Genomic DNA, 24,080 nt, shown 5'->3' on the forward strand with positions numbered 1-24,080 from the left:
CTGTGCAACTTAGCGCAAATGCCCGCGATCCGCAGTCACCCGGGACCGACGATATCCGGCGTCTGCCAGGCCAGATGCTGCCCGCCATCGGTGCAGATCAGCTGCCCCGTGACCCCCGGTGCGTCGAGGAAATACCCCAGCGCCGCCGTGATATCCTCGGGGTTTGATCCGCGCTGCAGCACCGTGCCCGCGCGCTGGCGGCGGAACTGCTCTTCCTTCTGCTGGGCGCCCTGCAGCGTCGGCCCCGGCCCGATGGCGTTCACCCGCACCCGGGGCGCCAGCGCGCGCGCCGCCGTCTGCGTGAGCGCCCAGAGCCCCATCTTGGCGATCGTGTAGCTCGCGAATTCCGGGGTCAGTTTCAACACCCGCTGATCGACCATGTTGACGATCAGCCCCTGCGCCACCGGTTCCCCCCGCGCATCGGTCAGCGGATCGGGCGCCTGCGCCGCAAAGGCCTGCGTCAGCACGAAGGGCGCCCGCAGGTTCGATTCCATATGGCGGTCCCAGCTTTCGCGCGTGGCCGTGCGAAAGTTGTCGTATTCGAAGATCGAGGCGTTGTTGACCAGCACCGTCAGCGGCCCGCCAAGCGCCTTTGCCGCGCGGGGCAGCAGGGCCTGCGCCTCCTGCTCCTGCAACAGATCGGCCTGCAGGACCGCCGCCTTGCACCCTGCGTCCCGCACCGCCCGCGCCGTCGCCTCGGCCCCGTCGGCGGAACCGGCATAATGCACCGCGACGTCAAGACCCCGCCCCGCCAGATAGATCGCCATCGCTTGGCCCAGCCGCTGCCCTGCCCCCGTCACCAGTGCCCGTCCGGTCATCACGCGCCCCTTCAGATCAGCAATATCGCAACGTAGCCCGCATATAGCGCCGTCAGCCCCGCGCCCCAGGGGCGGCTGACCGTCCAGCCCCGGAACACGAAGGGCGCCAGCAGGACCGAGGCCGCCAGCATGATCCAGAGGTCGAAGCGCAGGATCTCCGGGTCGATCGGGATCGTGCCGACCAGACCGGCCACGCCGATGATGCCCAGCAGGTTGAACATGTTCGACCCGATGATGTTGCCAAGCGCCACATCGGCCTCGCGCCGCAAGGCGGCGATCAGCGTCGTCGCCAGTTCCGGAAGCGAGGTGCCCACCGCCACCAGCGTCAGGCCGATGACCGTTTCGCTGACGCCCATGTCGCGGGCGATGCTCGATGCGCCGCGCACCAGAAGGTCCGCACCCAGGGGCAGCCCGATCAGCCCCGCCACAAGGTAGATCGCGATCCGTCCGCGCCCCATGCCCGGGTCCACGCCTTCCAGTTCGCCCTCGGCCTCCTCCTCGCGCCCGTTGCGATAGGCGTCGATCAGCATGAGCGTCAGGCCCGCCAGCAGGATCAGCCCGTGCCACCAGGTGACCGGCCCCAGAAGGCACAGCACGATAAAGAGGACCGAGGCCGCCAGCATCGACAGATAGCTGCGCCGCGTATCGCTGCCCGCCGTGTGAATGGTGGCGATCAGGGCGGGTACCCCCAGCACCAGCAGGATGTTCGCGGTGTTGGAGCCGACCACATTCCCGATCGCGATGCCCGGCGCCCCCGTCAGCACCGCCTTGACCGAGACAAGGAGTTCCGGCGCCGAGGTGCCGAAGGCCACCACCGTCAGGCCCACGACCAGCGGCGTGAAGCCAAGCCGCAGCGCAAGGTTCACCGCGCCCTTGACCAGCGCGTCGCCCGCCATCACCAGGAGCACCAGCCCCGCCGCGACGAAGAGAAGATCATAAAGCAATCCCGCGTCCTTCCCTCAAAAGGCCCGCGCCCGCGGCGCCGCCTTGCCGAACCCTGTCACAGGTCATCCCGCGGCCGCGCGCCCGGCAGCCGCACCTTGTCCATGATGCGCCGCGCCCGGGCGATCCGCCGGGCACGCCCTGCCGCCCGGCCCCGGCCCCAGATGCCGATCACCATCATGAAGATCAGAAGAAACGTCGCGGCCCTGACCAGCATTCAGAGCCCGTAGCGCGACCAGAGCGCGCGTTCCTCGGCCGCGTCGACGGCGCCGGCCAGTGCCTGCGCCCCGAACCGCGCCAGAAACGGCCGCCGCTGCACATAGGGGATCAGCCGGACCTTGGGGCCGTAAAGCTCCTTCAGCTTGGGCACCGGATGGGCGATGCCGTCCGCAAGGCCCATCTCGACCGCCTGCCGCCCGACCCAGATATCGCCGGTGAAAAGGTCTACGCCCTCGGCCAGCCGCGCGCCGCGCCGTTCCCGCACCTGCGCCTTGAACGCCTCGTGGATCGGGCCGAGCAGGCGGTGCAGCCGCTCGATATCCTCGGGCTTTTCGGGGCGGAACGGGTCCATGAAACTTTTCGACCCGCCCGCCGTATGCACCCGCCGTTCGACACCGACGCGGCTGATCAGGTCCTGAAACCCGAACCCCGCCGAGATCACTCCGATCGACCCAACGATCGAGCTTTCGTCGATCCAGATGTCATCCGCCGCCGTGGCCAGCCAATAGCCGCCCGAGGCCGCCATATCCTCCACAAAGGCATGGACGGGGATCTTGCGTTCCGTGGCCAGCCGCCGGATGCGCCCGGCGATAAGCGCGGTCTGCACCGGCGCACCCCCCGGCGAATTCAGGATCAGCGCGACCGCGCTGGGACGGCCCCGGCGAAAGGCGCGCTCGATCATCGGCGCAAGGCCCGCATCGTTCAGCGAACTGCCGGGGCGCCCGCCGCTCGCGATGGTGCCGGCCAGCCGCAGGACCGCGACGCGCGGCGGGGATTTCACAAAGGGTATGAAACGTGTCATGCGCGGCATGTAGCCCGCCCCCCGCGCCGGAACAAGCTCCCGGTGGAAAGTTCCCTGCCCCGTTTGCAGGTTTGGGCTCGGCTTCTGGCCCAGGTTCGAGCTCGGGTACTGGCCCAGGTTCCGGCACGCCACAGGTGGCGCCGTCCGCGCGCCGTGATAGGACTGTCCTGTGATAGGGATGCCGCATGATCGACAAGCTGGAAATGTTCATCGCCCTCGCGAACGAGCGTCACTTTGGCCGCGCGGCCGAGGTCTGCGGCGTGACGCAGCCCTCGCTCTCGGGCGCGATCCGGCAGCTTGAGGATCAGCTGGGCGTGCAGCTTGTCTGGCGCGGGTCGCGGTTCCAGGGCCTGACGCCCGAGGGGCAACGCGTGCTGGAATGGGCGCTGCGGATCGTGGCCGACGCCCGCACCCTGCGCGAGGAAATGCGCGCCGCCCGGCAGGGGCTTGCCGGCAACCTCCGGATCGGGGTCATTCCCACGGCGCTGTCGATGATCGTAGATCTGACGGCGGGCTTTGCCGCGCGCCATCCGAACGTGCATCTGACGATCCTGTCGCGCAGTTCGCATGAAATCCTGACGGCGCTCGACCGGCTCGAACTCGATGCGGGCATTACCTATCTGGAGAATGAGCCGCTGGGCCGCGTGACGCGGGTACCGCTCTTTCACGAAAGCTATGGCCTGCTGGTTGCGCCCGGCCACCCCCTTGCGGGCGCCGCGCGCACAAGCTGGGCCGAGGTCGCGCGCCTGCCGCTTTGCCTGCTGACGCCCGACATGCAGAACCGCCGCATCCTCAACCACCACATGAACGGGGCCGGCGTCGAGGCGCGGGCGCGGATTGAATCGAACTCGGTCATCACGCTGGCCGCCCATGTGGCGACCGGCGACTGGGCGAGCGTCCTGCCCTCGCGCATGGCAGAGCTTCTGACCGGTCCGCGCCTCGTGGCGGTGCCGATCGACGATCCGTCCGCGCGCCACCCGGTGGGGCTGATCACACCGGAACGCGAACCGCATACGCCGGTGATCGCGGCGCTGCTCGATGCGGCGCGGCGGCTCCCGGATCTCGACGGTGGCAAGGCCCCGGGGGGCAGCCGCTAACGGCATCCGGCGGGCCGCTTCACGGTTCGACCGGCTTTGCGGAACCTGGGTTGCGCAGCGCATGGCGGTCAGGCTGCTGCTGATACGCCAGACGGATGGCACGGACGGTTCGCCGTTCCGCCCTGCGGCCCCCGATGCGCGCATGCCGCTGACACTTGGTCGGGGCGACGGGTCAAGGACAAGCCTGTCCACCCCACCCCCGAGGCCCCGGCCCCGCAGATCGTTGGCGCCGACCACTTAGAACGTGCCTGTTCGAAAGGTATCCATTTTCAGGACGGGCCGCCCGTCCCGTCGTTGCAGCCCGAAGCGAACGCCCCCTCCCCTGCCCCCGCTCCTTTCTGCGCAGGGCCGGCCCGCTCCGATGTCGATCCGGCCCCGATCCGCGCCCCTAAGGGCGGCAAGGCCCGCTCGCAAAGGCACCCGCTTTCGGGGCGTCTATTTCCCCCCTCCCTCCGTATCCGTCCCCTGCGGGATCAGCCCCCGTTCCGCGCACATGAAAGGGACCAGAGGTGAAAGGCATCCGTTTCCGGGGCGTGCTTCGGGCGGGCGAACCACCCCGTATCCGGGTTCCTTTACCGACCGACCCCGCCGAAACCGCCCCGGCGCCGGTGAAAAGGCACCCATATGCAGGACGCATCCCCCGCCCCGCCCCCGGGTCCTGCCCGCGCTCCTTTCAAGTTGCCACGGGACAACCGGCGCAACCCGCGAAACAGGAACGGCCCCCAACTCTTGGGGGGCCGAATTCGCGTCATTTCAATAGGTTAAGAGACTTTTGCCAAGCGAGCCGACCGCCGCGCCGCGGGGATACGGCCGGCCCCCGCAAACGGGTGCCTCAGATCGGCTCCAGCAGCCGCTCGATCTCCCGCATGACCGTGTCGACCATCTCGGCATCGACCACCCTGCCCCGCAGCCGGATCGAGTAGCCGTCATCATGGGCGACCCGCTCCATCGTGACGCCATTGGCCAGATCGATCTTGCCATCCCGCATAGGGGTGCCGCGCCGGGGCGCCTGACGGGGACGCCCCCCGCGCGACGGCTCACGCGTGACCTGCTCCGCCTCGGCCAGCACCGGCTCCATCACCGCCATCTCGGTGGCCGCATCCACCCCCATGCCGCTCGCCAGCGCCTCGCGCAGTTTCGCCGCGAAACCGAGCCGCAGGGCCTGCGCGATCCGCAGCCCCGCCCGTTCAGACAGGTCGGCGGGAAAGCTCAGCATGTCGCCAAGCTCTTCATGGACCAGCGCAAAGGACCGGATCTTGGACCGCTTGGCTTTTGAGGCCGAACCGAAGATCGTATCCACCGCCGCCTCGGTCGAGGGGAAGGCCCCCTGATCGGCCGCGACCACCGCGATCCGCCCCCGTTCATAGGGTGAAAGCTGTTCGCGCTGCTCATTCTCCTCGACCATCGCGACATAAGAGGCCCCCGTGGCCCAGCCGGCCCGGACCAGCGCCTTGACCGTCCCTGTCCCGCCGGTCTCGGCCAAGGCCCGCAGGGCCGTCAGCCGCCGCCAGCCCGAGACGAGGCCAAAGCGCCCCTGCCCCAGATCGACCACCTCGATGGGCAGCCGCTGCCCGTGAAGCCGCAGCGAGGTCTTGAGCTCCTCCATCTCGGCCCCGGACACGACCATCCGGTCGCGCACCAGATGCTCGGCCACCACCGCATCGAGCGGCAGGTCGAGGATCAGCCGCCCCTCGGCCTCGGCCCGGCGCAGCGCATCGGCCCCCGCCGCCGCCGCCCGGTCATCCGCGGGCAAAGGGTCCGCCGCACGGGCGGTCTCGGCCGCGACCTGCGCGATGGGGGCGACAAATCCCGATACGGGCCGCGCCTCGAACCCGGTTTCCAGATCCGCCAGATCGGCGGGCGTGGGGGCGTCCAGACGACGACGCTTAGCCATTCTTCCTCTCCTGTTCATCGCGCCACCAGGCGCCCAGCAACAATTCCTTGAACTCCGCATAGGTGCGGTCAAAGGCCTCGCGGCCCCGCAGATAGGTCTCGCGGTTGAAGTCGCGCGGGTCGGCCTCATAGATGCCGTTCACCTGCTCACCCGCCTGCCCCACCAGCGCCGTGACCTCTTGCCGGTAGGCATTCATGAAGTCGCCGAAATAGGCCTGGATCACATTGGCAAGGTCGGTCTGCTGGGCGGAATCGAAGCGCGTCACGATGGCCCGCACCACGTCCCATTCGAACCGCACCTCGTCCAGTCCGGCGGCCCGGCGGCCCGCATTCTCGCCCTCCTCGATGCTGGCGAAGGTCGAATAGAGCATGTCGAAAAACCGCCCCGTCGAGTCGAATTCCAGAAACGACGCCCCGAGCGGCACGAGCAGGATATCCGCCGCGGCGAGCGAGTTGATCGTCAGATAGCCAAGGGCCGGCGGGGTATCCAGCAGCACGATGTCATAATCGTCGAGCACCCCGGAATTGTTCAGGAAGTTCCCCAGCGCATCCCAGAGCGGCCAGCCCCGCAGGGCCATCCGCCAGACCGGGATCTGGAACTCGGCCCAGTAGAGGTTCAGCTGCGCCCCGATCAGGTCGATATTCGGCCAATGGGTCGGGCGGATCAGGTTTCGCGGCGAAACCCGGAGCGCCTCGGTCAGCGTCTCGTCCAGCGGAAGGGGCGCCGCGCCCTGCGCCGCGCGGACCCGGTTCTCGGCCTCGACCGCCTCGGCATAGTCGCGGGCGATGACCGGAAAGACCGTCTGCCATTCATCCTCGACCCGCCCGCCAAAGAGCGAGGTGAGCGAGCCCTGGCTGTCGAGGTCGATGGCGAGCACGCGGTAGCCATCGAGCGCCGCCGCCATGGCCAGATGCGCGCAAGTCGTCGTCTTGCCCGAGCCGCCCTTGAAATTCGCGATCGCCACGACCTTGGCCGGCAGGCCCTCGGGGCGCCAGGGACGGTAGGGTTTGGCGGCCGAGCCCTCACGGGCGAAATGATCGCGGAGCGTCAGGACCTCTTCCAGCGTGAAATAGCGGCTGCCACCCTCGGGCACGCCCTGGGGCAGGCCGGGATGGGCGTTGAGCACCCGGCGCAGATGAGCCGCCGCCACCGGGATCATGTAGCGCGTGATCTCCCATATGGAAAAGCGGCGCAGGCGCTTGGTCCCGTCAGGCGCATAGCCGCGCCGGGCCAGATCGTCGCGGCCCCGGCTGCAAAAGGCCGCCGCCTTGGCAAAGCGGGAGGTGTCGACGGGCGGCCCGAGCTTGTCCGCCGCCTTGGCGGGATCGAGACCGAGATGCGGGGGAAGGGGAGGGGAGTCGACCTTGCGTGCCATATGCCTTGCCTGATGTGCGTTTCATCGCGCGTTATCGTCCGAAGGATCGCACATCATGGAAAGGAGAGGAACCGGGATTTTCGCCGGCCCGTGAGGGTTACACCGCAACGCCCATCTGAAATTCTGACTATCGAAGGAAGACAGAAGCCGCAAAGCGTTTATTTCCTTTAGAGGATTTAAGAGTCTTTGGCTCTCGATTATCGTTCTGTCGCAACGGCTTGCGGGTATATGAGCGCCCGGTTCCGGGGCGAAAGGGTGCCGATTCCGGGCCCTGAGGTCGCCGGATGCGGGACAAGAGGCGCCCGCCGCCGTGCCCGGGGGCGCCCGATTCCGGGATTATGCAGGCGGTGGACAGGTTTACCGCCTCGGCCGGGGTTGAGGTTCCCATCTACGGGATGGGTCTGTGCCGTCCCTGCGGCATCCGGCGCCAGCGCGCTGAGGCACCCGGGCGAGGGTTGCGGCGAGGCGCCTTTTGACGGATACTTCCGCCGAGTCACCGGGTCGAGAGAATCCGGGCGAGCAAAGAAGACGGGCAGAGAATCCGGCGCAAGACCGGATGACGGAAAGGGCAAGACCATGCGGGCGGCGCCGGACGATATTCCGACGGAACGGCTGACCGGGGCGCTGCGGCGTGCCTCGGTCAAGAAGAACGTGGCCGCGATCCATGTCTCGGGCAAGCTGACGCTTCTCCAGCGCAAGCTGTCGAACGTGCTTTTGCTCAATGCCTATGACACGCTGATCAGCCAGCCGCGCCACCAGATCGACGCGCGCACGCTCTGCCTGATGATCGGCTACAATTCGAACGACGTGGCGACGCTGCGCGATGCGCTGCGGGGGCTCGCCGAGACGGTCGCCGAATGGGACATGCTCGATGACAAGGGGCGGCAGGAATGGGGGGTGAGCTCGCTCCTCTCCTATGCCAAGCTGAAGGGCGGGATCTGCGAATATGCCTATTCGCCCGCGCTGGCGGAAAAGCTGCATGACCCGCGGGTCTTCGCGCTCATCAACCTCAATATCCAGCGGCGGTTTTCCTCGGGGCACGGGCTCGCGCTCTATGAGAACTGCTATCGCTTCGTGCGGACCGGCAGCACGGGGTGGTGGCCGCTCGACCTGTTCCGCCGGCTGATGGGGGTCGATGGCAGCGCCTATTACGAGACCTTCAAGCATCTGAACGCCAAGGTCATCAAGCCCGCCGTCGAAGAGGTCAACCGCACCTCGAATATCGAGATCACGCCGGAATTCGCCAAGAAGGGCCGGACGATCACCGATATCCGCTTTCGCATCCGCGAGAACAAGCAGCTGGCCATGTTCGAGATCGACGACGACGCGGCGCTGCGGGGCGGAGAGGTCTATGCCCGGCTGCAGGCGCTGGGGGTCTCGGACCGGCTGGCGCGGCAGTGGATTTCCGAACATGGCGAGGCGGCAATCGCCGAAAAGCTCGACTATGTGGCGGGGCAGGCGGGGGTCCGCAGCCCGGTCGGCTATCTGCGGGCGGCGCTGGAAGGGGGTTATGAGGTTCCCGCGACCGAGCCTTCGGCCGAGGCGCTGGCCGCCGCTGCCGCGCGCGAGGAGGCGCGGCGCCGGGCCGAGGCCGAGGAGGCCGCCCGCGAGGCGGAGCGGCGGTCGCGGCGGGCCCGCTTTGCCGCCGTCGAGGCCGCGGTTTCGCGGCGAAACCCCACCCAGCGGGATGCCGACCGGCGCCTGTTCCTGAGCCGCATCGCGAGCGACTTCGACCGGGAGGAATTTCGCCGCCACGGCTGGGCCAGCACGCTGAATGCCCGGGCGATCTTTGCCTTCTGGGAGGAGATGGAGCCGGGGATATTCGACGATCTGGCGGAGGGGCAGGGTTAATGCGCAGAATTGCCGGATTTTGCACAGGAAGTAGGTGAGCGCCCATACTCAGGACGTACCGCCGAGGTGTGGCAGCCTGGTCGGAGATTGGTGTTCCCATGAGGTCGGGCCCTGTTCCCGGTGGGTGGAAACCTTCTGTTAAGGCCGCCTGGATAGGCTGAGTCAGGTGTCGCGGTGGAATCACGTCGCGGCAGTCGGGGCGTTCTAGGGGTGCGGGATAGGTTTTCCGGGTGCGGGCGAACCGGCAGCCGCTTCCGGGCAACCGGATGAAAGGAGGGGCAGGAGAGGGCTGACTACGGGATCGGGGCGCGATGCAAGGGGCTGGGCACCGTTCGCCGGGCGGGCGAGACGGCGCGGAACGTGACAGGCTGGTAAAAGCGTCACGCGGCGGCCAACGCTCGCGATGCGAGGCAGGAAACCGGTCCGATCTAACGCAAATTCATGTGGTTTTCAGGGTGATTTCAGTCGATGACGGAAGGATTTTCGCATCAGCGTCGCGGCGAAATACCATTTCGGCAGCCTGTAGGTGGCGCGAAGGGCGGGCGATGACGCCGGCGTCAGGATGAAGGCCCTTGCGCAGCAGCGGGCTGAGGGTGCGCGGGCTGCGGAAGGCACGCTGGACTGCGGAAGGCATGCTGGACTGCGGAAGGAGAACGATATCGCGGGACTGAACGCCCGTGCGAGCCCCGGGGTAGGGGACCCGGGACCGGCAAAGGGGCAGGGGCCGGCCATGAGGCTCCCGCGGGTCGCGGCGGGGCGCTCTGCCCGCGGGCGCGCGGCGTCAGGCCCGCAGCGCGCCGAGATAGTCGCGGCACCAATGAGCGACGTCATAATCACGCAGGCGGGCGATCATGCGTTCCCAGCGACGCTGGCGTTCCTCCAGCGGCATCGAGAGTGCCTGGCCGATGGCAGAGGCGGTCTGTTCGGTGTCATAGGGGTTGCAAAAGACCGCCCCGCCCGCAAGCTCGCGCGCCGCGCCTGCAAAGCGCGACAGCACCAGCACACCCGGATCGGCCGGGTCCTGCGCCGCCACGAACTCTTTCGCGACAAGGTTCATCCCGTCCCGCAGGGGCGTCACAAGGCCCACCCGCGCCTCGCGGTAGAGCCCGGCCAGAAGGCCGCGCGTCAGGGACCGGTTCACATAGCGGATCGGCACCCAGTCGATCGTGCCGTGCCGCCCGTTCACCTGCCCGCATTGGGTGGCGACGGCATCCTGCATCGCCTTGTATTCCGGCACTTCGGATCGCGATTTCGGCGCGACCTGCAGCATCGTCACGCGGCCCCGGTCGGCGGGGTTGTTTTCCAGAAACCGCTCATAGGCGTCGATCCGCTGCTGGATCCCCTTGGAATAATCGAGCCGGTCGACCCCGATGATGAGGGCGCGGCCGCCGAGGCTCTGCCGCATGGCCTGAACAGGCTCGCGCGTCGCGACCTTGGCCGAGAGACGTTCGAACCCCGCCGTGTCGATGCCGATGGGAAAGGCCGCCGCCGCGAATTCGCGCCCATAGGCGGCAATCCTGGCCCCGGCACCGGTATTGTTGCCGATCGTCACCTGCCGCCCGTCGGCGGCGCGCAGGGTATCGCCCGCCCCGTCGCGTTGCAGGCAGCCGATGAAGTTCTCAAGATCGTAATCGGTCTGAAAGCCGATCAGGTCATAGGCCGAAAGCGCGCGCAGGATCGTGTCATAGATCGGCATCGCAAAGAGGATATCGGCGGGCGGCCAGGGGATATGGAGGAAATAGCCGATCCGGTTCCGGACGCCGCGCTTGCGCAGCTCATCCGCCAGCGGGATCAGGTGGTAGTCATGCACCCAGATCACGTCATCGGGTTGCAGCATCGGCACGAGCCGGTCGGCAAAGAGCCGGTTGACCCGGAAATAACCGGCCATCTCGCGGCGCGCATATTCCGCCAGATCGAGCCGCATGTGAAAGATCGGCCAGAGCACGCGGTTGGCGAAACCGTTGTAATATTCATCGACGTCGCGCTGGGTCAGATCGGTGAGAACGTAGGAGATCGCCCCGTCCTCGCGCACGGTCGGGGGACCGGGTTCCTCCTCGACCGTCTCGCCGGTCCAGCCCATCCAGATGCCGCCATTGGCCTTGAGCGCCGAATGCACCGCCACCGCAAGCCCGCCCGCCGGGGGCTGGCCATTGCGGTCGGGCAGGGGGACGCGGTTCGAGACGACGATCAGCCTGCTCATGCCCGGGGACCGGTCTGACGGGGATCGGTTTCAGGATCGGTTTCGGCGGGGAGGCCTTGAAGGGTGGCGGTCATGGTCGCTCCTTTTCGGGTCGGCGCGGGCAGAGGACGCAAGACATGCGTCCCTTCGGGCCATGGCGCCTGAAATCGGGGTTTGCGCCAAAAAAGCAGAGCGCGGGCGAAAGGTCCACCCCTGCTGCGGGAAAGGGGGGATATGCGAAGACCGCCCCGGGGGCGGGGCGGTCGGTATTGAAGCTCCGTCAGGCTTATTCCGCAGCGATCGCGTGCTGGTTCGCGTCGCTGTCGGCCAGCTTGCTGAGCTTTTCGTCGGTCGCGTATTCCTCTTGCAGGGTCGCGTCGAGAAGTTTCACGGCATCGGTCATGCCAAGCGTGCCGGCCCAGCGTTTCAGCGTGCCGTAGCGGGCGATCTCATAGTGCTCGACTGCCTGAGCTGCGCCGATCAGACCCGCATCAAGCGCCGGGGCGCCCTTGAATTCGTCAAGGATTTCATCGCCTTCCTCGATGATGCCGTCGATCGCGGGGCAGGTCTTGCCGCGCGGACGCTTGTCGAGCATCTCGAAAATCTGCTCCAGCCGCTCGATCTGGCCCTGGGTTTCCTCATGATGGGCCTCGAAGGCGGCCTTGGCGTCATCCGAGGCGGCGCCACGCTTCATCTTGTTGAGCGCGCGGAGGATTTTCTTTTCGGCATAATAGATGTCGCGCAGACCGTCCTGAAAGAGGTCTTCGAGCGTTTTCTGTTTCATCACGTTGCTCCGATCTTGAGCGTTTCGGGTATGCCTGCTGAACCGTGGCCAGGGGGGCTTTGTTCCAAGGGCAGGTTGCGGGGCGGCGAAGCTTCGCCCCGGGCGGGAACAGGGTCCGGGCCGCGGCGGTTGGGGGCTGACGGCGCTTGGTGGTTCGGGCGAGATCCGCGGGACGAAGGGCGGCGGGGTTCGGGAGGTGGCCCGAGGCCTCATCGTCGTTGCGAATTTCGTTGTGCCTTTAGGGTGATCGAAGCGTCGGATGGGGCAAGGGGCCGCGCCCGGACGCCCCGCGCAGATTTGGATGCCGCAGGCGGAATGAGGTCAGTCGGGACGACTGATGAACGATGCGAAAGGAAGGTGGATGATGCGGAACAGTATGGGATTTGTGCTGCGGAGCGGGATCATGGGGAGCCTGCTGTCGACCGCCGTGCTGATGGTGGCTGCCCGGATGGAGGGCAGGGGAGTCGCCGCGCCGCTGAATGGGACGAGCCACTGGCTCTGGGGCGCCAAAGCGGGGCGGCGCGACGGGATCGACCTGCGGCATACGGGGCTGGGCGCGGCGACGCAGCATCTCTCGGCAATGTTCTGGGGGCTGTTCTACGGGCTCTGGGCTGCGAATGGTCGGGAAAAGACGCCGCGGGAGCTGGCGATGGGCGGCATGGCGATGGCCGGTATCGCGGGGGCGGTGGATTACGGGCTGATGCCGCGACGGCTCACCCCCGGATGGGAACATGCGCTGTCGCGCGGCGCCGTGGTCGCGGGGCTGGCCGGGCTGGGCGCCGGCCTCGCGCTTGGCGGGATCAGCGCGGCAAGCTCGATGCGGCGTGAGGCGCGCGGGGCAGGCGCGAGGCGCCCCGGACGCCCCGGCGGGTAAGGTCCGGCAGATGTGGCGCTAGAGGCTCGGCAAGACCGGGTAGGTCGGGACGATCCGGGCGCTGCGGAGAGACGATGGCGGGAGCAGGTTGCCTTGACACGCCCCGCCGAGAGTAAGGCTGCCCGGAAGCTGTTGCCCGAGAGGGTGGCGCGCCCGGTGGGATGCCTCTGCGCCGTCCGGCGCTTGTCGACGCCGCCCGCGCTGGGTTGACCAAGGCTCATGCCGGGCACCTGCATCTGCACCTTACCGCCTTCTTGCCCACTCTTTCCCTGACGCAGCTTCGCGGTTCAAGGCGGTTTAGGCGGTGCCGGGATGTCCCTGAGATGTTGTCCTGGGCATCCTTGAGCCAGGCTCAGATGAAGAAATCCGCGACCCCCGCTTCGGCCGGCGCCTCGGTGTCCGACCCGCGCAGACGTGCGGCGAGGGCATGGAGCTGGAACCGCCGCAGTGCCGGTTCCGCATCCACCGGCAGACCGTGGGGAAGACTGTCCGCCAGATGCTGCAGCACCAGCGCAAGATCCTGCGCAGTCTGACGCAGAAGGTCGAGACGTTGCCATTCAGCCGTTGCCGCGCCGGGCGCCCGCCCGCCCGGAGGGCCGTCGGGTTCCGTGGGGACGCCGCTGACACTCTGCACGGCCGGTGCCGTTTCCGCGGGCGTTCCGTCCTGAATGTCCTTCCCTTGCGTGGGCCCCTGGTGCATGGCAGTGGCCGGTGCCGCGAAGAGGCCGCCGGCAAACGCGTCGAGACGCTCTGCCTCGCGCGCGAGCGTGGTCATCTCGTCCGAGAGGCGCTGCAGCAACGCCTTGGCGTCGCAGCCGGGCAAGGGTGGTTCGGGGGTTTCGGTCAGGCGCGGTTCAGCGGCGGCCCCGTCAGGCCCGGGCGGCCCGGGCGTATCGGTCAAGGCGCGCATCGATCAGAGCTTGCCCACGACCTGTTCGATACATTGCCGCATCTGGTCGGAGGTAAAGGGCTTTTTCAGGAAGTTGTTCATGGCGAGCTTTTGCCCGCGCTCGATCACCTCCTTGTCGGCGCGCCCGGTGATCAGGATGAAGCCGATCCGCTGCGTGGCCTTGTTCATGCGCAGCGCCTCGAGCAATTGGAGGCCGTCGAGACCGGGCATGTTGAAATCGGACACGACCAGATGCACAGGGTTCGCCGCCAGCATCCCCAGCGCCATCTTGCCGTCATTCGCGGTCTGATAGTTCGGGATGCCGATTTCATCGAGCGCCTGCGTGATCAGGGCGCGGCTGACCGACATATCGTCGACCACCATGATCCGGAGACTGTTTTTCAACGACATGACTGATCCTTCATTCTTTAATGTGGGGCGGTGGCCGGGCCGGGCTGGCCCGCCCCGCTGCGGCGGTAGGCGGTGACGCCGGCGGTCTGGAAATATCCCATGGCGGTGGCGGAAACCCGTTCGGAATGGCCGATGAAAAGGTAGCCGCCGGGCGCGAGGACCGAGGCATAGCGTTGCCACAGCGTCTCTTTCGTCTCGGCGTCCAGGTAGATCACGACATTGCGGCAGAAGATCACGTCGAACGGACCCCGGAACGGCCATTGCGCAAGCAGGTTCAGCACCCGGAAGGAGAGAAGCTCGCGCACGGCTTCCGTCACCTCATGCTGGCCGGCCCCGCGCGGCTGGAGGTATTTTCCCAGCGTCGCGGGCGGCAGGGGCGAGAGCGCCTGTGCCGGATAGATGCCCCGCTGCGCGGTCGCGATCACCTCGGGGTCGATATCGGTCGCGAGGATCTTGATGTCGAGGCGCGCGGCCTCGGGGCAGGCGTCGAGCAGGGTGAAGGCGATACTGTAGGGCTCCTCACCGGTCGAGCAGCCGGCGGACCAGATCCGGACGCGCCGCCCCCGCCGTGCCTCGGCGATCAGGGGGGGCAGGACCTCTTGCCTGAGCTGTTCGAAATGGTGGATCTCGCGCAGGAAGCGGGTGACATTGGTCGTCAGCGCCGAAATCATGCAGCCGCGTTCATCCTGGCCCTGCGCGCCCTCAACCAGTTGGACGTAATCGGAAAAGCTGCCGAGGCCGAGCACCCGGAGCCGTTTCGACAGGCGTGACACGACGAGCGGCTGCTTGCTGTCGGGCAGGACGATACCGGATTCCGAATAGACGAGCTTGGCGATCCGGCCGAACTCAGCCCGCGACATGGGCGGCGTCTGAAGGGGAGGGGCGGCGGTGTTCACTTCACGGCGCCCAGATTGTGCGGCATGACGCGGTCAAGCTCGATCAGGCGGATCAGCCGGTCCTCGACCGACAGGACCGCCTCGACAAAGGCCTTGGCGGGGTCGGCGACGACATCGGGGGTGGGCTTGAAATCCTCGCCCGGAGCGCTGAGGATGTCCGACACCGCGTCGACCAGAAGGCCGACGGTGCGGCTGCCGATCGTTACGATGATGACCGCATGCCGTTCGGTCGGCTCGGCCGGGGCAAAGCCGAGCCGCGCCGAAAGATCGACCACCGGCAGCACGGCGCCGCGCAGGTTCATCACGCCACGGATGTAATCGGGCGCATGGGGCAGGACGGTGGTCGATGTCCAGCCGCGGATCTCGCGCACCGAGCCGATATCGATGCAGAAATCCTGCCCGGCGACGCGGAAGGAGACGATTTCGCGCTGTTCGACTTTGATTGCCTCGGCGATGGTCATGGTCAGGCTCCTGTGGCGACGAGACGGAGATGGGAGGTTTCGGGTTCGGGTTCGCGCCGGGCGACAAGTTCGTCGGCGTCGAGGATCAGCGCGATACGGCCATCGCCAAGGATCGTGGCGGCGGCGATGCCGGGGATATGTCCGTAATTTCCTTCGAGCCCCTTGATGACGACCTCACGCTGGTCGATCACCCGGTCCACGGCAAGGGCGCTGCGGTTTCCGGCGCTGGTTTCCAGGAGAAGCAGGACCCGTTTGTCGGCCTGCGCCGTGTTTTCCTGAAAGCCCAGCCGCTCCCCCAGATCGAAGATCGGGATGTAGCCGCCCCGGATCGAGAGAAAGAGCCCCTCGGTCCCGATGCTGTGGATATTGCCGGGATCGGCCTGCACGGCCTCGCGCAGGGCTGTGGTCGGCAGGACGAGCGTTTCGCCATGGGTCTCGACCACCATTCCTTCGAGCACCGCGAGGGTGAGGGGCAGGCTGATGGTCACCGTGGTGCCCTGGCCGGGGCGCGAGGCGAGGGTGACGCGACCGCCCAGGCTCTGGATCTCGCTTTTGACGACATCCATGCCGACGCCGCGGCCCGAGAGGTTCGACACCTCGGTCTTGGTGGAAAAGCCGGGCAGGAACAGAAGCCCGTCGATTTCGCTGTCGGTGAGTTCCTTGTCCTCCGGGATCAGGCCCTTGGCGATGGCAAGCTCGCGCACGCGGGGGCGGTTGATCCCGGCGCCGTCATCGGTGAGTTCGATGATGACGCGCCCCGACCGGTGCGCGGCGATCAGGGTGACGGTGCCGGTAGGGGGCTTGCCGGCGGCGATGCGGACCTCGGGCGGTTCGATCCCGTGATCGACAGCGTTGCGGATCATATGCGTCAGCGGGTCACCCAGCCGCTCGATCACCGTCTTGTCGACCTCGGTGGATTCGCCCAGGGCCTCGAACTGGACAGTCTTGCCGGCGGCCTGACCGGCCTCGCGCACGATGCGCGACATGCGCTGGAACAGCGGTTTGATCGGCTGGGCGCGGATCGCCATGATCCGTTCCTGAACCTCGCTCGACAGGCGCTTGAGCTGGTCGAGCGAGGCCTCGACCCGGTTGCCGGGCGCAAGGCGCACCTCGGAAATCGACTGGGTGAGCATGGCCTGATTAATCACAAGCTCACCCACGAGGTTGATGAGCCGGTCCACGCGTTCCAGATCGACCCGGATCGTGGCGCGCTGCTGCACGGGGGTATTGTCGGCTGCGGGGGACGGGGCCTCGGTCTGCGGCGTTGCCTGTGCCACGGGGACGACGGGTTTGACCTGCGGCGGGGTTTCGGCCGGTACATCCATGTCAGGACCCATGGCCTGCACCGGCGGCACAAAAGGGACGGGGGATTCGCCGGGCTCGGAGGGGTTCGCGGGCGCACCTGCGGCCGGAGGATCGGCCTGGAGGATTTCCAGCTGGCAGAGGCCGTCGACGAAATCGAAGATCTCGCGGATCTCCCCTTCGCCCGCCTCGGTCGTGAGGGTCAGCGTCCAGGTCAGGTAGCCGCGATCCCATTCGAGATCGCTGAGCGGCGGGACGGTCTCGGATTCTGCGGTGACGGTCAGATCGCCAAGCGCGCCAAGCGCCTGAAAAAGAAGGCCCGGTTCGTTCCCGGTCGCATAGAGCGCACCGTTGGGCGCGAAGGAGATTACATATTGTGTCGCGGCCGGGACAGGGGCCACGAAGGCCGCGAGCGGATCGGTCGCGTCGTCGCCTGCGCCGGGCAGGTCGAGCGAGAAGGTGACGGGGACAAAGCTCGCTGCGGCCTCATCCGCGGCGCCGCTGTCGTCATCGACCAGGGCCGCGAGTTCGGCCGCGAGCGGGGCGCTGTCATCGGCATCGACGGGAATACCGTCGCGGGCCGCCGCGACGAGGTCGGCAAGCCGGTCGCCGGCGCGATGAAAGAGGCGCAGGACCGCATCATCGACGGCGAGTTTCTCGGCCCGCACGGCGTCCAGCACGCTTTCGAACTGATGCGCGAAATCGACAAGCTCATTGAGCTTGAAGGCGCCGGCCCCGCCCTTGATCGAGTGGACGGCGCGAAAGACCGCGTTCAGCGTATCCTTGTCGCGCTGGCCGCGGCCCATGGCGCCAAAGCCGTCGGACACGGCCTCGAGCAGGTCCTCGCATTCGAGGAAGAAGCCTTCGCGGATATCGTTTGTGCTCATCTCTGCCTCACAGGGTCGCGGTGACGCGCTGGATCGCGGCGACCAGCTTGCGTTCGTCGAAGGGCTTGACGATCCAGCCGGTCGCGCCGGCATCCCGGGCGCGGGCCTTGAGTTCGGGGGCGCTTTCGGTGGTCAGGACAAGGATCGGCAGGCCGCGATAGTCGCGTTCCTTGCGCACGGCCTCGATGAAGCCGAATCCGTCCAGCCGGGGCATGTTGATATCGGTGATGACGATGTCGGGAATTTCCTCTTTCAGGCGGTCGAGACCGTCGAGCCCGTCCTCGGCCAGGCGCACGGCAAAGCCAGCCTCGCGCAGGGCCTGGTCGAGCAGGCCGCGCATCGTGCGAGAATCGTCCACTGCGAGAACGCGAACGGTCATGCGGTTTCCTCCTGGAAGAAGTCGTTGCTGAGGCCGAGGCGCTGGAGCCCGGCGGAAAACGCCCCGGAAGGGGCCACGAGGCTGAGGCCGACGCCGTCCTGCGTCCATTGACGGCGCGCGGCGATCAGGACCTGGAGGCAGAGCGCGCTGAGATGGCGGACCCCGGAGGCGTCGAGTTCCAGCGCGTTTTCGCGCAGATGTTCCAGCGCCTCTGCCAGTTCCTCGGCTGCGTTGAGGTCCAGACGTTCCGGCAAGGTCAGGCGTCTGGGTGCGGCGGTCTCGGGTGTGGGTGAAGGCTGATCTGTAGTTCCGGACATGACGCGCCCCGATCTTTCACTTGAATGGATGACTGCAAACCGATGCCTTGTTGGTAAGGCCCCCCATTTAAGAATCCGTTACACCCTGTGGGGTGCCCCCGGTTCGCCGCCCGCGAAGTGGTTCGGATTTGAGCGAACCGGGGGGATAGGCCGCCGGTGCTGTCCCGCGCCGGCGCGTGTCAGAAGTCGCTCCACCCGGCCCCGCCCCCACCTGCGGCTGCGGCGCGCTGGGGTTGGGGTTGGGGTGCGTGGCGGAGTTGGGTGACGGGGGCGGCGCGGGCGGGGGTTGCGGGTTTTCCGCCGCTGGTGCGGAAGCCCGAGAGCGCCTGGGCCAGTTGCTGCGCCTCGCTCAGGAGCGAGCTTGCGGCGGCGGTCGATTCCTCGGCCACCGCGGCGTTCTGCTGGGTCACCACGTCGATCTGGGTGACGCCGGTATTGACCTCGGCCAGCCCCTTGGCCTGCTCGGTCGCCGCCGCCGCGATCTCGGAGACCAGCGCCGAGACCTCGGAGACGCGGCGCAGGATATCCTCGAGGCTGCTGCCGGTGCGGCTGACCAGGGCGCTGCCTTCCTCGACCTGCTGCGAGCTTTGCGAGATCAGGTCCTTGATCTCCTTGGCCGATCCCGAGGCACGCTGCGCCAGCGCCCGCACCTCCGAGGCGACGACGGCAAAGCCGCGCCCGGCCTCGCCCGCCCGCGCGGCCTCGACGCCCGCGTTCAGCGCCAGAAGGTTGGTCTGGAAGCTGATATCGTCGATCACGCCGATGATGCGGGTGATCTGCTCGCTCGATTTCTCGATCTGGCGCATCGCGGTCACGGCCTCGCGCACGACGGCGCCGCCGGCCTCGGCCTCGCGCCGGTTCTCGATCGTGGCGCGGTCGGCCTGGGCGGCCTTTTCGGCGGTGGCGCGCACGCTCTCGGTGAGCTGGTTGAGCGCCGCGGCGGACTGTTCGAGCGTCGCGGCCTGGGTCTCGGCGCGGGAGGAGAGATCCTGCGAGACCTGCGCGATCTCGTCGGCGCCGCTGCGCACGCCCTGGGCGCTTTCGGTGATGGTCAGGACCATGGTGTTGAGGCTCGACACAAGCTCGTTGAAGGTGAGGCGCAGCGTCTCGTACTCGGCCGGGAAGGGGTCATCGGCCGGGCTCTCGATCCCGCCGGTCAGATCGCCCCGGGACAGACGCCCGAGCCCCGAGGTCAGATCCCGCACAACACGCTCCTGCTCCGCACGGCGACGCTCGGCCTGACGCTCTTGCGCGGCGGCCTCGGCCAGCTGGTCGCGGAAGGTTGCCAGATTGCGGGCGACCGCCCCGATTTCGTCGTTGAGCGCCTGACCGGGCACATCCACCGTGTAGTTCCGGGCGCCGATCTCGGCCACGGCGGACGTGACCTGACGCAGGGGTCGCAGCGCCGACTTGACGCAGAACCACGCGGCGAGCGAGCCGAGCAGGACCAGCGCCGCCGTCACCATCAGCGCCTCGTTCAGGGCCTGACGCATCGCGGCATCGAGGGCCGCGCGCGGGATCCCGACATAGAAAAGCCCGTTGATCTGCCCCGCCTCGGATCGGATCGGGTGATAGATGGTGAGGTAGGGGTTGCCGAGGATCGTCGCCTCGCCGCTATAGGTCTGGCCGCGCAGCATGGCGGCGTGGACGGGCCCGGCGCTGCCGAGAACGGTGCCCACCGCCCGGGCGCCGTCGGCGGCCTTGATATTGGTGGTGCGCCGGACGAATTCCCCCTGGCCTGCATCCCATGCGAAAAGCGTGGCGGTCGTGCCCGTAAGCTGGCCCACGAGGTCGATCAGCGCGTGATCGGTGACAGCCTCGGGGATGTCGTCCCAGATCGCATCGGCCAGCGCGCCGTCCGGCCCGAAGCGCAGGCGGATGTCGTTGCCATCCATCCGGAAGGTATTGGCCAGCACGCGCAGCGCCACCTGCTGCATCTGCATCGTCTGCCGTTCGAGGTTCTGGCTGGACGAATTTACCAGCGCGACGGTCAGGATGCCCGCAACCAGCAGGATCAGACCGGAAGAGAGGCCGACGAGCTTTGTCGTCAGGGGAATTCGTGTAAGGCGTCGCATCCAAAATCTCCGCACTCGGGAACCAATCGAGTGCGGGACGCTACATGCGGCAGACTTAATGAAATCTTGATTTGCGCCAGGGAATTGGAACCATCGTTAACAGCCGGCGCAGGGAACCGCGCGAAGGGATACGCCATCGCCGCGATGATCGAAACCTGCAGGAGAAACGGCGTCGATCCGGGGAATGGCTGTCCATCCTCGGCGAGATCGTGCAAGACGACAGGCAGAGCCAGATCGACGACCTGCGCCTGCGGACGACACTGTGATGCCTTGATCGGGACACCGCCTTATCCGCCTTGGGATGATAGCCGGTAAAGGCTGCCAGGTTTCACAGGTCCGCATGGCGCCGCACCCTGATGCTCGGCCTGGCCCGCTTGCAAGTCGCGGGCGGAGGATTGATTGTGCCGTCATGGAGAACGAAACCTGTCGCCCCCGACTGCGCATCCGGATCGTCTTTGGCGAGGATGAGATGATCGGCCCCGGCAAGGCCGATCTGCTCGAGCGGATCGACCGCTGCGGTTCGATTGCCGCTGCCGGGCGTGAGATGGGGATGAGCTACAAGCGCGCCTGGGAACTCGTAGGGACGCTGAATGCGATGTTCCGCTCGCCGGTGGTCGAGAGCACGCGCGGCGGTCCGAACGGGGGAGGGGCGGCACTGACCGAGGCGGGGCGTGAGGTGCTCCAACTCTATCGTGCCTTCGAGCGTGAGGCCGCCGAAGCGGGGGCCGGGCCACTTGACGCGCTGCGATCCCGCCTGAAGGATATTCCCAGGGAAAAATAACGCTTGCCACTGAACTTCTGCTTCGCCGATATGTTCGAAGAAACATATCTTCCGGGAGCCTCGCATGTCATCGCCGTTGGCCCGTCGGGCCGCTCTCGCCCTTCTTGCCGCCGTGGTTCCGGGTGTGACCCCCTTCCCGGCGGCTGCGGATGAGGTACTTGTGTTTGCCGCGGCGAGCCTGACCAACGCGCTGGACCAGGTTGCCGCGGCCTGGACGGCCGAAACCGGGCACACCGCCGTCATGTCCTATGCCGGGTCTTCGGCGCTGGCGCGGCAGGTTCAGGAAGGCGCGCCGGCGGATCTCCTCGTCTTGGCAAGCACCGACTGGATGGATGCCGTCGAAGCGTCAGGCGGCCTGCGGGCCGACACCCGCCGCGACATTCTGGGCAACAGGCTGGTGCTGATCGCCCATGGCCCGGATGTGCCGCCGGTGACCATGGACGAGAGGCTGGATCTGGCGGGGATGCTGGATGGTGGCCGGCTGTCGATGGCGCTGGTCGAGGCGGTTCCCGCCGGCGTCTATGGCAAGGCGGCGCTGACCTCGCTCGGGCTTTGGGATGACGTGGAGCCCCGGGTCGCGCAATCCGACAACGTACGCGCCGCGCTGGCCCTCGTGGCACGGGGCGAGGCGCCGCTCGGGATCGTCTATGCGACCGATGCAGCGGTGGAGGACAACGTCACCGTCATCGGCACCTTTCCCGAAGGCAGCCATGCCCCGATCGCCTATCCCGCAGCGATCACCGCGCAGAGCGACAGCGGGGTCGCTGCCACTTTCCTCGACTTCATGACGTCCGACACCGCCCGCGCGATCTGGCAGGAGTCCGGTTTCAGCGTTCTCGATTGATGCGGGGCGGGATCTGATGGGCATTGACTGGGCGAACTGGCTGGGCCCGGCGGAGTGGGCAGCGGTGCGGCTGTCGATCCGCGTCTCGCTCTGGGCCACGCTGGCCAGCCTGCCGCTGGGGATCCTGACGGCCTATGTGCTGGCGCGGTGGGAGTTTCCCGGCAAGCAGGTGCTGAACGGGCTGGTGCATCTGCCGCTGATCCTGCCGCCGGTGGTAACGGGCTATCTGCTGCTGATCGTGCTGGGTCGGCGGGGCGCCGTGGGTCAGTTCCTCGACCAGTGGTTCGGAATCGTCCTGTCCTTTCGCTGGACGGGCGCGGCAGTGGCGGCCGCGGTGATGGCCTTTCCGCTGATGGTCCGCGCGATCCGGCTGGCCATCGAGGCCGTCGACCCGAAGCTGGAGGCTGCGGCCGCGACGCTCGGCGCCTCGCGGGCCTGGGTGTTCCTGACCGTCACGCTGCCGCTGATCCTGCCCGGCGTCATCGCTGGCGCGATCCTCGCCTTTGCCAAGGCGGTCGGCGAATTCGGCGCCACCATCACCTTCGTGTCGAACATTCCCGGTCAGACCCGGACCATCCCCTCGGCCATCTACACCTTCCTGCAGGTGCCCGGCGGACAGGAGGCTGCGGGCCGCCTCGTGATCATCGCGATCGTCATCGCCATGGCGGCACTGCTGCTGTCGGAGTTCGTCGCCCGCCGTGTGGCAAAGGTGGTGGCGGGATCATGACGCTCGGGCTTTCGGTTCGTCACCGCTTTGCCGGCTTCACGCTCGACGTCGATGTCGAGGCGCCGCCGGGCGTGACCGTCCTGTTCGGACCGTCCGGATCGGGCAAGACCACGCTGGTCAATGCCGTCGCGGGGCTGCTGCGCCCCGATGCGGGCCGGATTGCGGTGGATGACTGGGTTCTTCTGGACACCGCATCCCGGCGCTTCCTGCCGGCCCATCGTCGAAGGATCGGTTATGTGTTTCAGGAAGGACGGCTGTTTCCGCATCTGACGGTGCGGCAGAACCTGCTCTATGGCCGCTGGTTCGCGCCCCGCGGCGCGCGGCGCGAAAGTCCGGAATGCGTGGTGGAACTGCTCGGCATCGGCCATTTGCTGACCCGCCGCCCCGGCGCGCTGTCGGGCGGCGAGAAACAGCGCGTCGCCATCGGCCGGGCGCTTCTGGCTGCGCCACGTCTGATTTTGGCGGACGAGCCGCTGGCCGCGCTCGACGAGGCGCGCAAGGCCGAGATCCTCCCCTATTTCGAGCGGCTGCGCGACGAGGTCTCGGTGCCCGTTCTCTATGTCAGCCATTCCTCGGCGGAGGTGGCGCGGCTGGCGACGACGGTCATCGCGTTGCGAGGGGGGCGGGTTGCGGCCATCGGGCCGCCTGAACGGGTGCTGGGCGATGTGACCGCCGTCGGCGTGCGCGAGGTCGCCTCGGTTCTGCGCGCGCGCGTCGTGGCGCATCACGAGGACGGGCTGAGCGAACTCCGGACCGCTGCGGGGCCGTTGCATCTGCCCCGCGTGCCCGAGATCCCCGGTGCCATGATCCGGGTGCGGATCGCCGCGAACGAAGTCATCCTGTCGCGCGCGGCCCCGGCGGGTCTGTCGGCGCTGAACATCCTGCGCGGGACGATCGTGGAAATCCAGCCCGGCCGCGGCCCTGCCGCCCGGGTTGTGCTGGCGGTGGGTGAGGAGCGCCTGGTCGCCCGGGTCACCCAACGCTCTGTCGCGGCGCTGGGTCTGGCACCCGGGCAGACCTGCCACGCGATCCTCAAGTCCATCGCCGTCGCCCCGGAGGACGTCGGCAAGGGCGCGGGGCCGCTGAGCCTCAGCCGGGATTGAAGCCAGTCGCCGAGCGTGAGAAATGGCCCGCCGTCCCCGCCGCCATGGCGTCGCGAACCCGGGCGCCACGCCTTTCATCCTTCGCGGGCCGCGCCGGGAAAGAACAGCTGTTCGCCGCCCACGGTGAAGCTTGCGATTGCCGGAAGCTCTTGCGGTGCCAGGCAGGTCGGGGT

At 67.7% G+C, this 24,080-nt stretch carries 24 protein-coding genes; 7 read left to right on the forward strand and 17 right to left on the reverse strand.

Annotated elements, in window-relative coordinates:
- Positions 1–35: 35 nt before the first annotated feature.
- Genes ACFSGJ_RS10935 through ACFSGJ_RS10950 form a run of 4 tightly spaced genes read right to left on the reverse strand, consistent with a single transcriptional unit; the run spans position 36 to position 2,781 of the window.
- Entirely contained in the window at positions 36–818 is a 783-nt protein-coding gene (locus ACFSGJ_RS10935; RefSeq protein WP_390261465.1) for an SDR family oxidoreductase, read from the reverse strand.
- A gap of 11 nt (positions 819–829) precedes the next feature.
- Positions 830–1,762, reverse strand: coding sequence for a calcium/sodium antiporter (locus ACFSGJ_RS10940; protein WP_390261467.1), 933 nt, complete (start codon positions 1,760–1,762; stop codon positions 830–832).
- Between the two features lie 56 nt (positions 1,763–1,818).
- Complete coding sequence (locus ACFSGJ_RS10945) at positions 1,819–1,977, reverse strand: hypothetical protein (protein WP_390261468.1); 159 nt, start codon at positions 1,975–1,977, stop codon at positions 1,819–1,821.
- Positions 1,978–2,781: a S49 family peptidase gene (locus tag ACFSGJ_RS10950; protein WP_390261469.1), complete on the reverse strand. Its 804-nt coding sequence runs from the start codon at positions 2,779–2,781 to the stop codon at positions 1,978–1,980.
- Positions 2,782–2,966: 185 nt separating this feature from the next.
- Between ACFSGJ_RS10950 and ACFSGJ_RS10955 the strand changes: the two genes are divergently transcribed.
- Positions 2,967–3,878: a LysR family transcriptional regulator gene (locus ACFSGJ_RS10955; RefSeq protein WP_390261471.1), complete on the forward strand. Its 912-nt coding sequence runs from the start codon at positions 2,967–2,969 to the stop codon at positions 3,876–3,878.
- Positions 3,879–4,710: 832 nt separating this feature from the next.
- On the opposite strand, the gene ACFSGJ_RS10960 is transcribed toward ACFSGJ_RS10955, so the two are convergent.
- Positions 4,711–5,772 carry a ParB/RepB/Spo0J family partition protein gene (locus ACFSGJ_RS10960; protein ID WP_390261473.1) on the reverse strand — a complete coding sequence of 354 codons (1,062 nt, stop codon included), beginning with the start codon at positions 5,770–5,772 and terminating at the stop codon, positions 4,711–4,713.
- Positions 5,765–7,147 carry an AAA family ATPase gene (locus tag ACFSGJ_RS10965; protein WP_390261475.1) on the reverse strand — a complete coding sequence of 461 codons (1,383 nt, stop codon included), beginning with the start codon at positions 7,145–7,147 and terminating at the stop codon, positions 5,765–5,767. The genes ACFSGJ_RS10960 and ACFSGJ_RS10965 overlap by 8 nt, the downstream gene beginning before the upstream one ends.
- Positions 7,148–7,723: 576 nt before the next feature.
- Here ACFSGJ_RS10965 and ACFSGJ_RS10970 point away from each other — a divergent pair.
- Entirely contained in the window at positions 7,724–8,998 is a 1,275-nt protein-coding gene (locus tag ACFSGJ_RS10970) for a replication initiation protein (protein ID WP_390261476.1), read from the forward strand.
- A gap of 439 nt (positions 8,999–9,437) precedes the next feature.
- Here ACFSGJ_RS10970 and ACFSGJ_RS10975 read toward each other — a convergent pair whose 3' ends face one another.
- From ACFSGJ_RS10975 to ACFSGJ_RS10985, 3 genes are all read right to left on the reverse strand, one after another.
- Entirely contained in the window at positions 9,438–9,632 is a 195-nt protein-coding gene (locus ACFSGJ_RS10975) for a hypothetical protein (RefSeq protein ID WP_390261478.1), read from the reverse strand.
- A gap of 147 nt (positions 9,633–9,779) precedes the next feature.
- The gene (gene otsA / locus ACFSGJ_RS10980; RefSeq protein ID WP_390261479.1) at positions 9,780–11,198 is read right to left on the reverse strand and encodes an alpha,alpha-trehalose-phosphate synthase (UDP-forming); all 1,419 of its coding nucleotides are present in this window, start codon (positions 11,196–11,198) and stop codon (positions 9,780–9,782) included.
- 265 nt (positions 11,199–11,463) lie between these two features.
- Positions 11,464–11,961, reverse strand: a complete 498-nt coding sequence (locus ACFSGJ_RS10985; protein ID WP_390261481.1) for a YciE/YciF ferroxidase family protein — start codon at positions 11,959–11,961, stop codon at positions 11,464–11,466.
- 361 nt (positions 11,962–12,322) lie between these two features.
- Here ACFSGJ_RS10985 and ACFSGJ_RS10990 point away from each other — a divergent pair, with 361 nt between their 5' ends.
- A complete protein-coding gene (locus ACFSGJ_RS10990) occupies positions 12,323–12,835 on the forward strand; it encodes a hypothetical protein (RefSeq protein WP_390261483.1) in 513 nt (170 codons plus the stop codon).
- 352 nt (positions 12,836–13,187) lie between these two features.
- Here the strand turns inward: ACFSGJ_RS10990 and ACFSGJ_RS10995 are convergent, their stop codons facing one another.
- From ACFSGJ_RS10995 to ACFSGJ_RS11030, 8 genes are all read right to left on the reverse strand, one after another.
- Positions 13,188–13,736: a hypothetical protein gene (locus ACFSGJ_RS10995; protein ID WP_390261484.1), complete on the reverse strand. Its 549-nt coding sequence runs from the start codon at positions 13,734–13,736 to the stop codon at positions 13,188–13,190.
- Positions 13,737–13,748: 12 nt separating this feature from the next.
- The gene (locus ACFSGJ_RS11000) at positions 13,749–14,135 is read right to left on the reverse strand and encodes a response regulator (RefSeq protein ID WP_390261486.1); all 387 of its coding nucleotides are present in this window, start codon (positions 14,133–14,135) and stop codon (positions 13,749–13,751) included.
- A 17-nt stretch (positions 14,136–14,152) separates the two neighbouring features.
- Positions 14,153–14,995 carry a CheR family methyltransferase gene (locus ACFSGJ_RS11005; protein WP_390261487.1) on the reverse strand — a complete coding sequence of 281 codons (843 nt, stop codon included), beginning with the start codon at positions 14,993–14,995 and terminating at the stop codon, positions 14,153–14,155.
- A gap of 32 nt (positions 14,996–15,027) precedes the next feature.
- A complete protein-coding gene (locus tag ACFSGJ_RS11010; RefSeq protein WP_390261489.1) occupies positions 15,028–15,492 on the reverse strand; it encodes a chemotaxis protein CheW in 465 nt (154 codons plus the stop codon).
- Positions 15,493–15,494: 2 nt separating this feature from the next.
- Positions 15,495–17,681, reverse strand: a complete 2,187-nt coding sequence (locus tag ACFSGJ_RS11015; RefSeq protein WP_390261490.1) for a chemotaxis protein CheA — start codon at positions 17,679–17,681, stop codon at positions 15,495–15,497.
- Between the two features lie 7 nt (positions 17,682–17,688).
- Complete coding sequence (locus ACFSGJ_RS11020; protein ID WP_390261491.1) at positions 17,689–18,060, reverse strand: response regulator; 372 nt, start codon at positions 18,058–18,060, stop codon at positions 17,689–17,691.
- Positions 18,057–18,377, reverse strand: coding sequence for an STAS domain-containing protein (locus ACFSGJ_RS11025; RefSeq protein WP_390261492.1), 321 nt, complete (start codon positions 18,375–18,377; stop codon positions 18,057–18,059). Before ACFSGJ_RS11025 ends, ACFSGJ_RS11020 begins: the two co-directional genes overlap by 4 nt.
- Before the next feature lie 179 nt (positions 18,378–18,556).
- On the reverse strand, positions 18,557–20,452 hold the full coding sequence (locus tag ACFSGJ_RS11030; RefSeq protein WP_390261494.1) for a methyl-accepting chemotaxis protein: 1,896 nt from the start codon (positions 20,450–20,452) through the stop codon (positions 18,557–18,559).
- Positions 20,453–20,861: 409 nt separating this feature from the next.
- Between ACFSGJ_RS11030 and ACFSGJ_RS11035 the strand changes: the two genes are divergently transcribed.
- The 4 genes from ACFSGJ_RS11035 (at position 20,862) to modC (ending at position 23,907) form a co-directional block, all read left to right on the forward strand.
- The gene (locus tag ACFSGJ_RS11035; RefSeq protein ID WP_390261496.1) at positions 20,862–21,233 is read left to right on the forward strand and encodes a winged helix-turn-helix domain-containing protein; all 372 of its coding nucleotides are present in this window, start codon (positions 20,862–20,864) and stop codon (positions 21,231–21,233) included.
- 64 nt (positions 21,234–21,297) lie between these two features.
- A complete protein-coding gene (gene modA / locus ACFSGJ_RS11040) occupies positions 21,298–22,077 on the forward strand; it encodes a molybdate ABC transporter substrate-binding protein (RefSeq protein WP_390261498.1) in 780 nt (259 codons plus the stop codon).
- A 16-nt stretch (positions 22,078–22,093) separates the two neighbouring features.
- The gene (gene modB, locus ACFSGJ_RS11045; RefSeq protein ID WP_390261500.1) at positions 22,094–22,804 is read left to right on the forward strand and encodes a molybdate ABC transporter permease subunit; all 711 of its coding nucleotides are present in this window, start codon (positions 22,094–22,096) and stop codon (positions 22,802–22,804) included.
- Positions 22,801–23,907, forward strand: coding sequence for a molybdenum ABC transporter ATP-binding protein (modC, locus tag ACFSGJ_RS11050; protein ID WP_390261502.1), 1,107 nt, complete (start codon positions 22,801–22,803; stop codon positions 23,905–23,907). The genes modB and modC overlap by 4 nt, the downstream gene beginning before the upstream one ends.
- Positions 23,908–24,080 lie beyond the last annotated feature (173 nt).

This window comes from Halodurantibacterium flavum (assembly GCF_042681825.1).
GTDB lineage: Bacteria > Pseudomonadota > Alphaproteobacteria > Rhodobacterales > Rhodobacteraceae > Halodurantibacterium > Halodurantibacterium flavum.

Bases quoted from the DNA above. Each gene is read 5' to 3' on its own strand.
- ACFSGJ_RS10935 (WP_390261465.1), bottom strand. From the start codon at position 818: ATGACCGGACGGGCACTGGTGACGGGGGCAGGGCAGCGGCTGGGCCAA.
- ACFSGJ_RS10945 (WP_390261468.1), bottom strand. From the start codon at position 1,977: ATGCTGGTCAGGGCCGCGACGTTTCTTCTGATCTTCATGATGGTGATC.
- ACFSGJ_RS10950 (WP_390261469.1), bottom strand. From the start codon at position 2,781: ATGACACGTTTCATACCCTTTGTGAAATCCCCGCCGCGCGTCGCGGTC.
- ACFSGJ_RS10955 (WP_390261471.1), top strand. From the start codon at position 2,967: ATGATCGACAAGCTGGAAATGTTCATCGCCCTCGCGAACGAGCGTCAC.
- ACFSGJ_RS10960 (WP_390261473.1), bottom strand. From the start codon at position 5,772: ATGGCTAAGCGTCGTCGTCTGGACGCCCCCACGCCCGCCGATCTGGCG.
- ACFSGJ_RS10965 (WP_390261475.1), bottom strand. From the start codon at position 7,147: ATGGCACGCAAGGTCGACTCCCCTCCCCTTCCCCCGCATCTCGGTCTC.
- ACFSGJ_RS10970 (WP_390261476.1), top strand. From the start codon at position 7,724: ATGCGGGCGGCGCCGGACGATATTCCGACGGAACGGCTGACCGGGGCG.
- ACFSGJ_RS10975 (WP_390261478.1), bottom strand. From the start codon at position 9,632: ATGCCTTCCGCAGTCCAGCGTGCCTTCCGCAGCCCGCGCACCCTCAGC.
- otsA (WP_390261479.1), bottom strand. From the start codon at position 11,198: ATGAGCAGGCTGATCGTCGTCTCGAACCGCGTCCCCCTGCCCGACCGC.
- ACFSGJ_RS10985 (WP_390261481.1), bottom strand. From the start codon at position 11,961: ATGAAACAGAAAACGCTCGAAGACCTCTTTCAGGACGGTCTGCGCGAC.
- ACFSGJ_RS10990 (WP_390261483.1), top strand. From the start codon at position 12,323: ATGATGCGGAACAGTATGGGATTTGTGCTGCGGAGCGGGATCATGGGG.
- ACFSGJ_RS11000 (WP_390261486.1), bottom strand. From the start codon at position 14,135: ATGTCGTTGAAAAACAGTCTCCGGATCATGGTGGTCGACGATATGTCG.
- ACFSGJ_RS11005 (WP_390261487.1), bottom strand. From the start codon at position 14,995: ATGTCGCGGGCTGAGTTCGGCCGGATCGCCAAGCTCGTCTATTCGGAA.
- ACFSGJ_RS11010 (WP_390261489.1), bottom strand. From the start codon at position 15,492: ATGACCATCGCCGAGGCAATCAAAGTCGAACAGCGCGAAATCGTCTCC.
- ACFSGJ_RS11015 (WP_390261490.1), bottom strand. From the start codon at position 17,681: ATGAGCACAAACGATATCCGCGAAGGCTTCTTCCTCGAATGCGAGGAC.
- ACFSGJ_RS11020 (WP_390261491.1), bottom strand. From the start codon at position 18,060: ATGACCGTTCGCGTTCTCGCAGTGGACGATTCTCGCACGATGCGCGGC.
- ACFSGJ_RS11025 (WP_390261492.1), bottom strand. From the start codon at position 18,377: ATGTCCGGAACTACAGATCAGCCTTCACCCACACCCGAGACCGCCGCA.
- ACFSGJ_RS11030 (WP_390261494.1), bottom strand. From the start codon at position 20,452: ATGCGACGCCTTACACGAATTCCCCTGACGACAAAGCTCGTCGGCCTC.
- ACFSGJ_RS11035 (WP_390261496.1), top strand. From the start codon at position 20,862: ATGGAGAACGAAACCTGTCGCCCCCGACTGCGCATCCGGATCGTCTTT.
- modA (WP_390261498.1), top strand. From the start codon at position 21,298: ATGTCATCGCCGTTGGCCCGTCGGGCCGCTCTCGCCCTTCTTGCCGCC.
- modB (WP_390261500.1), top strand. From the start codon at position 22,094: ATGGGCATTGACTGGGCGAACTGGCTGGGCCCGGCGGAGTGGGCAGCG.
- modC (WP_390261502.1), top strand. From the start codon at position 22,801: ATGACGCTCGGGCTTTCGGTTCGTCACCGCTTTGCCGGCTTCACGCTC.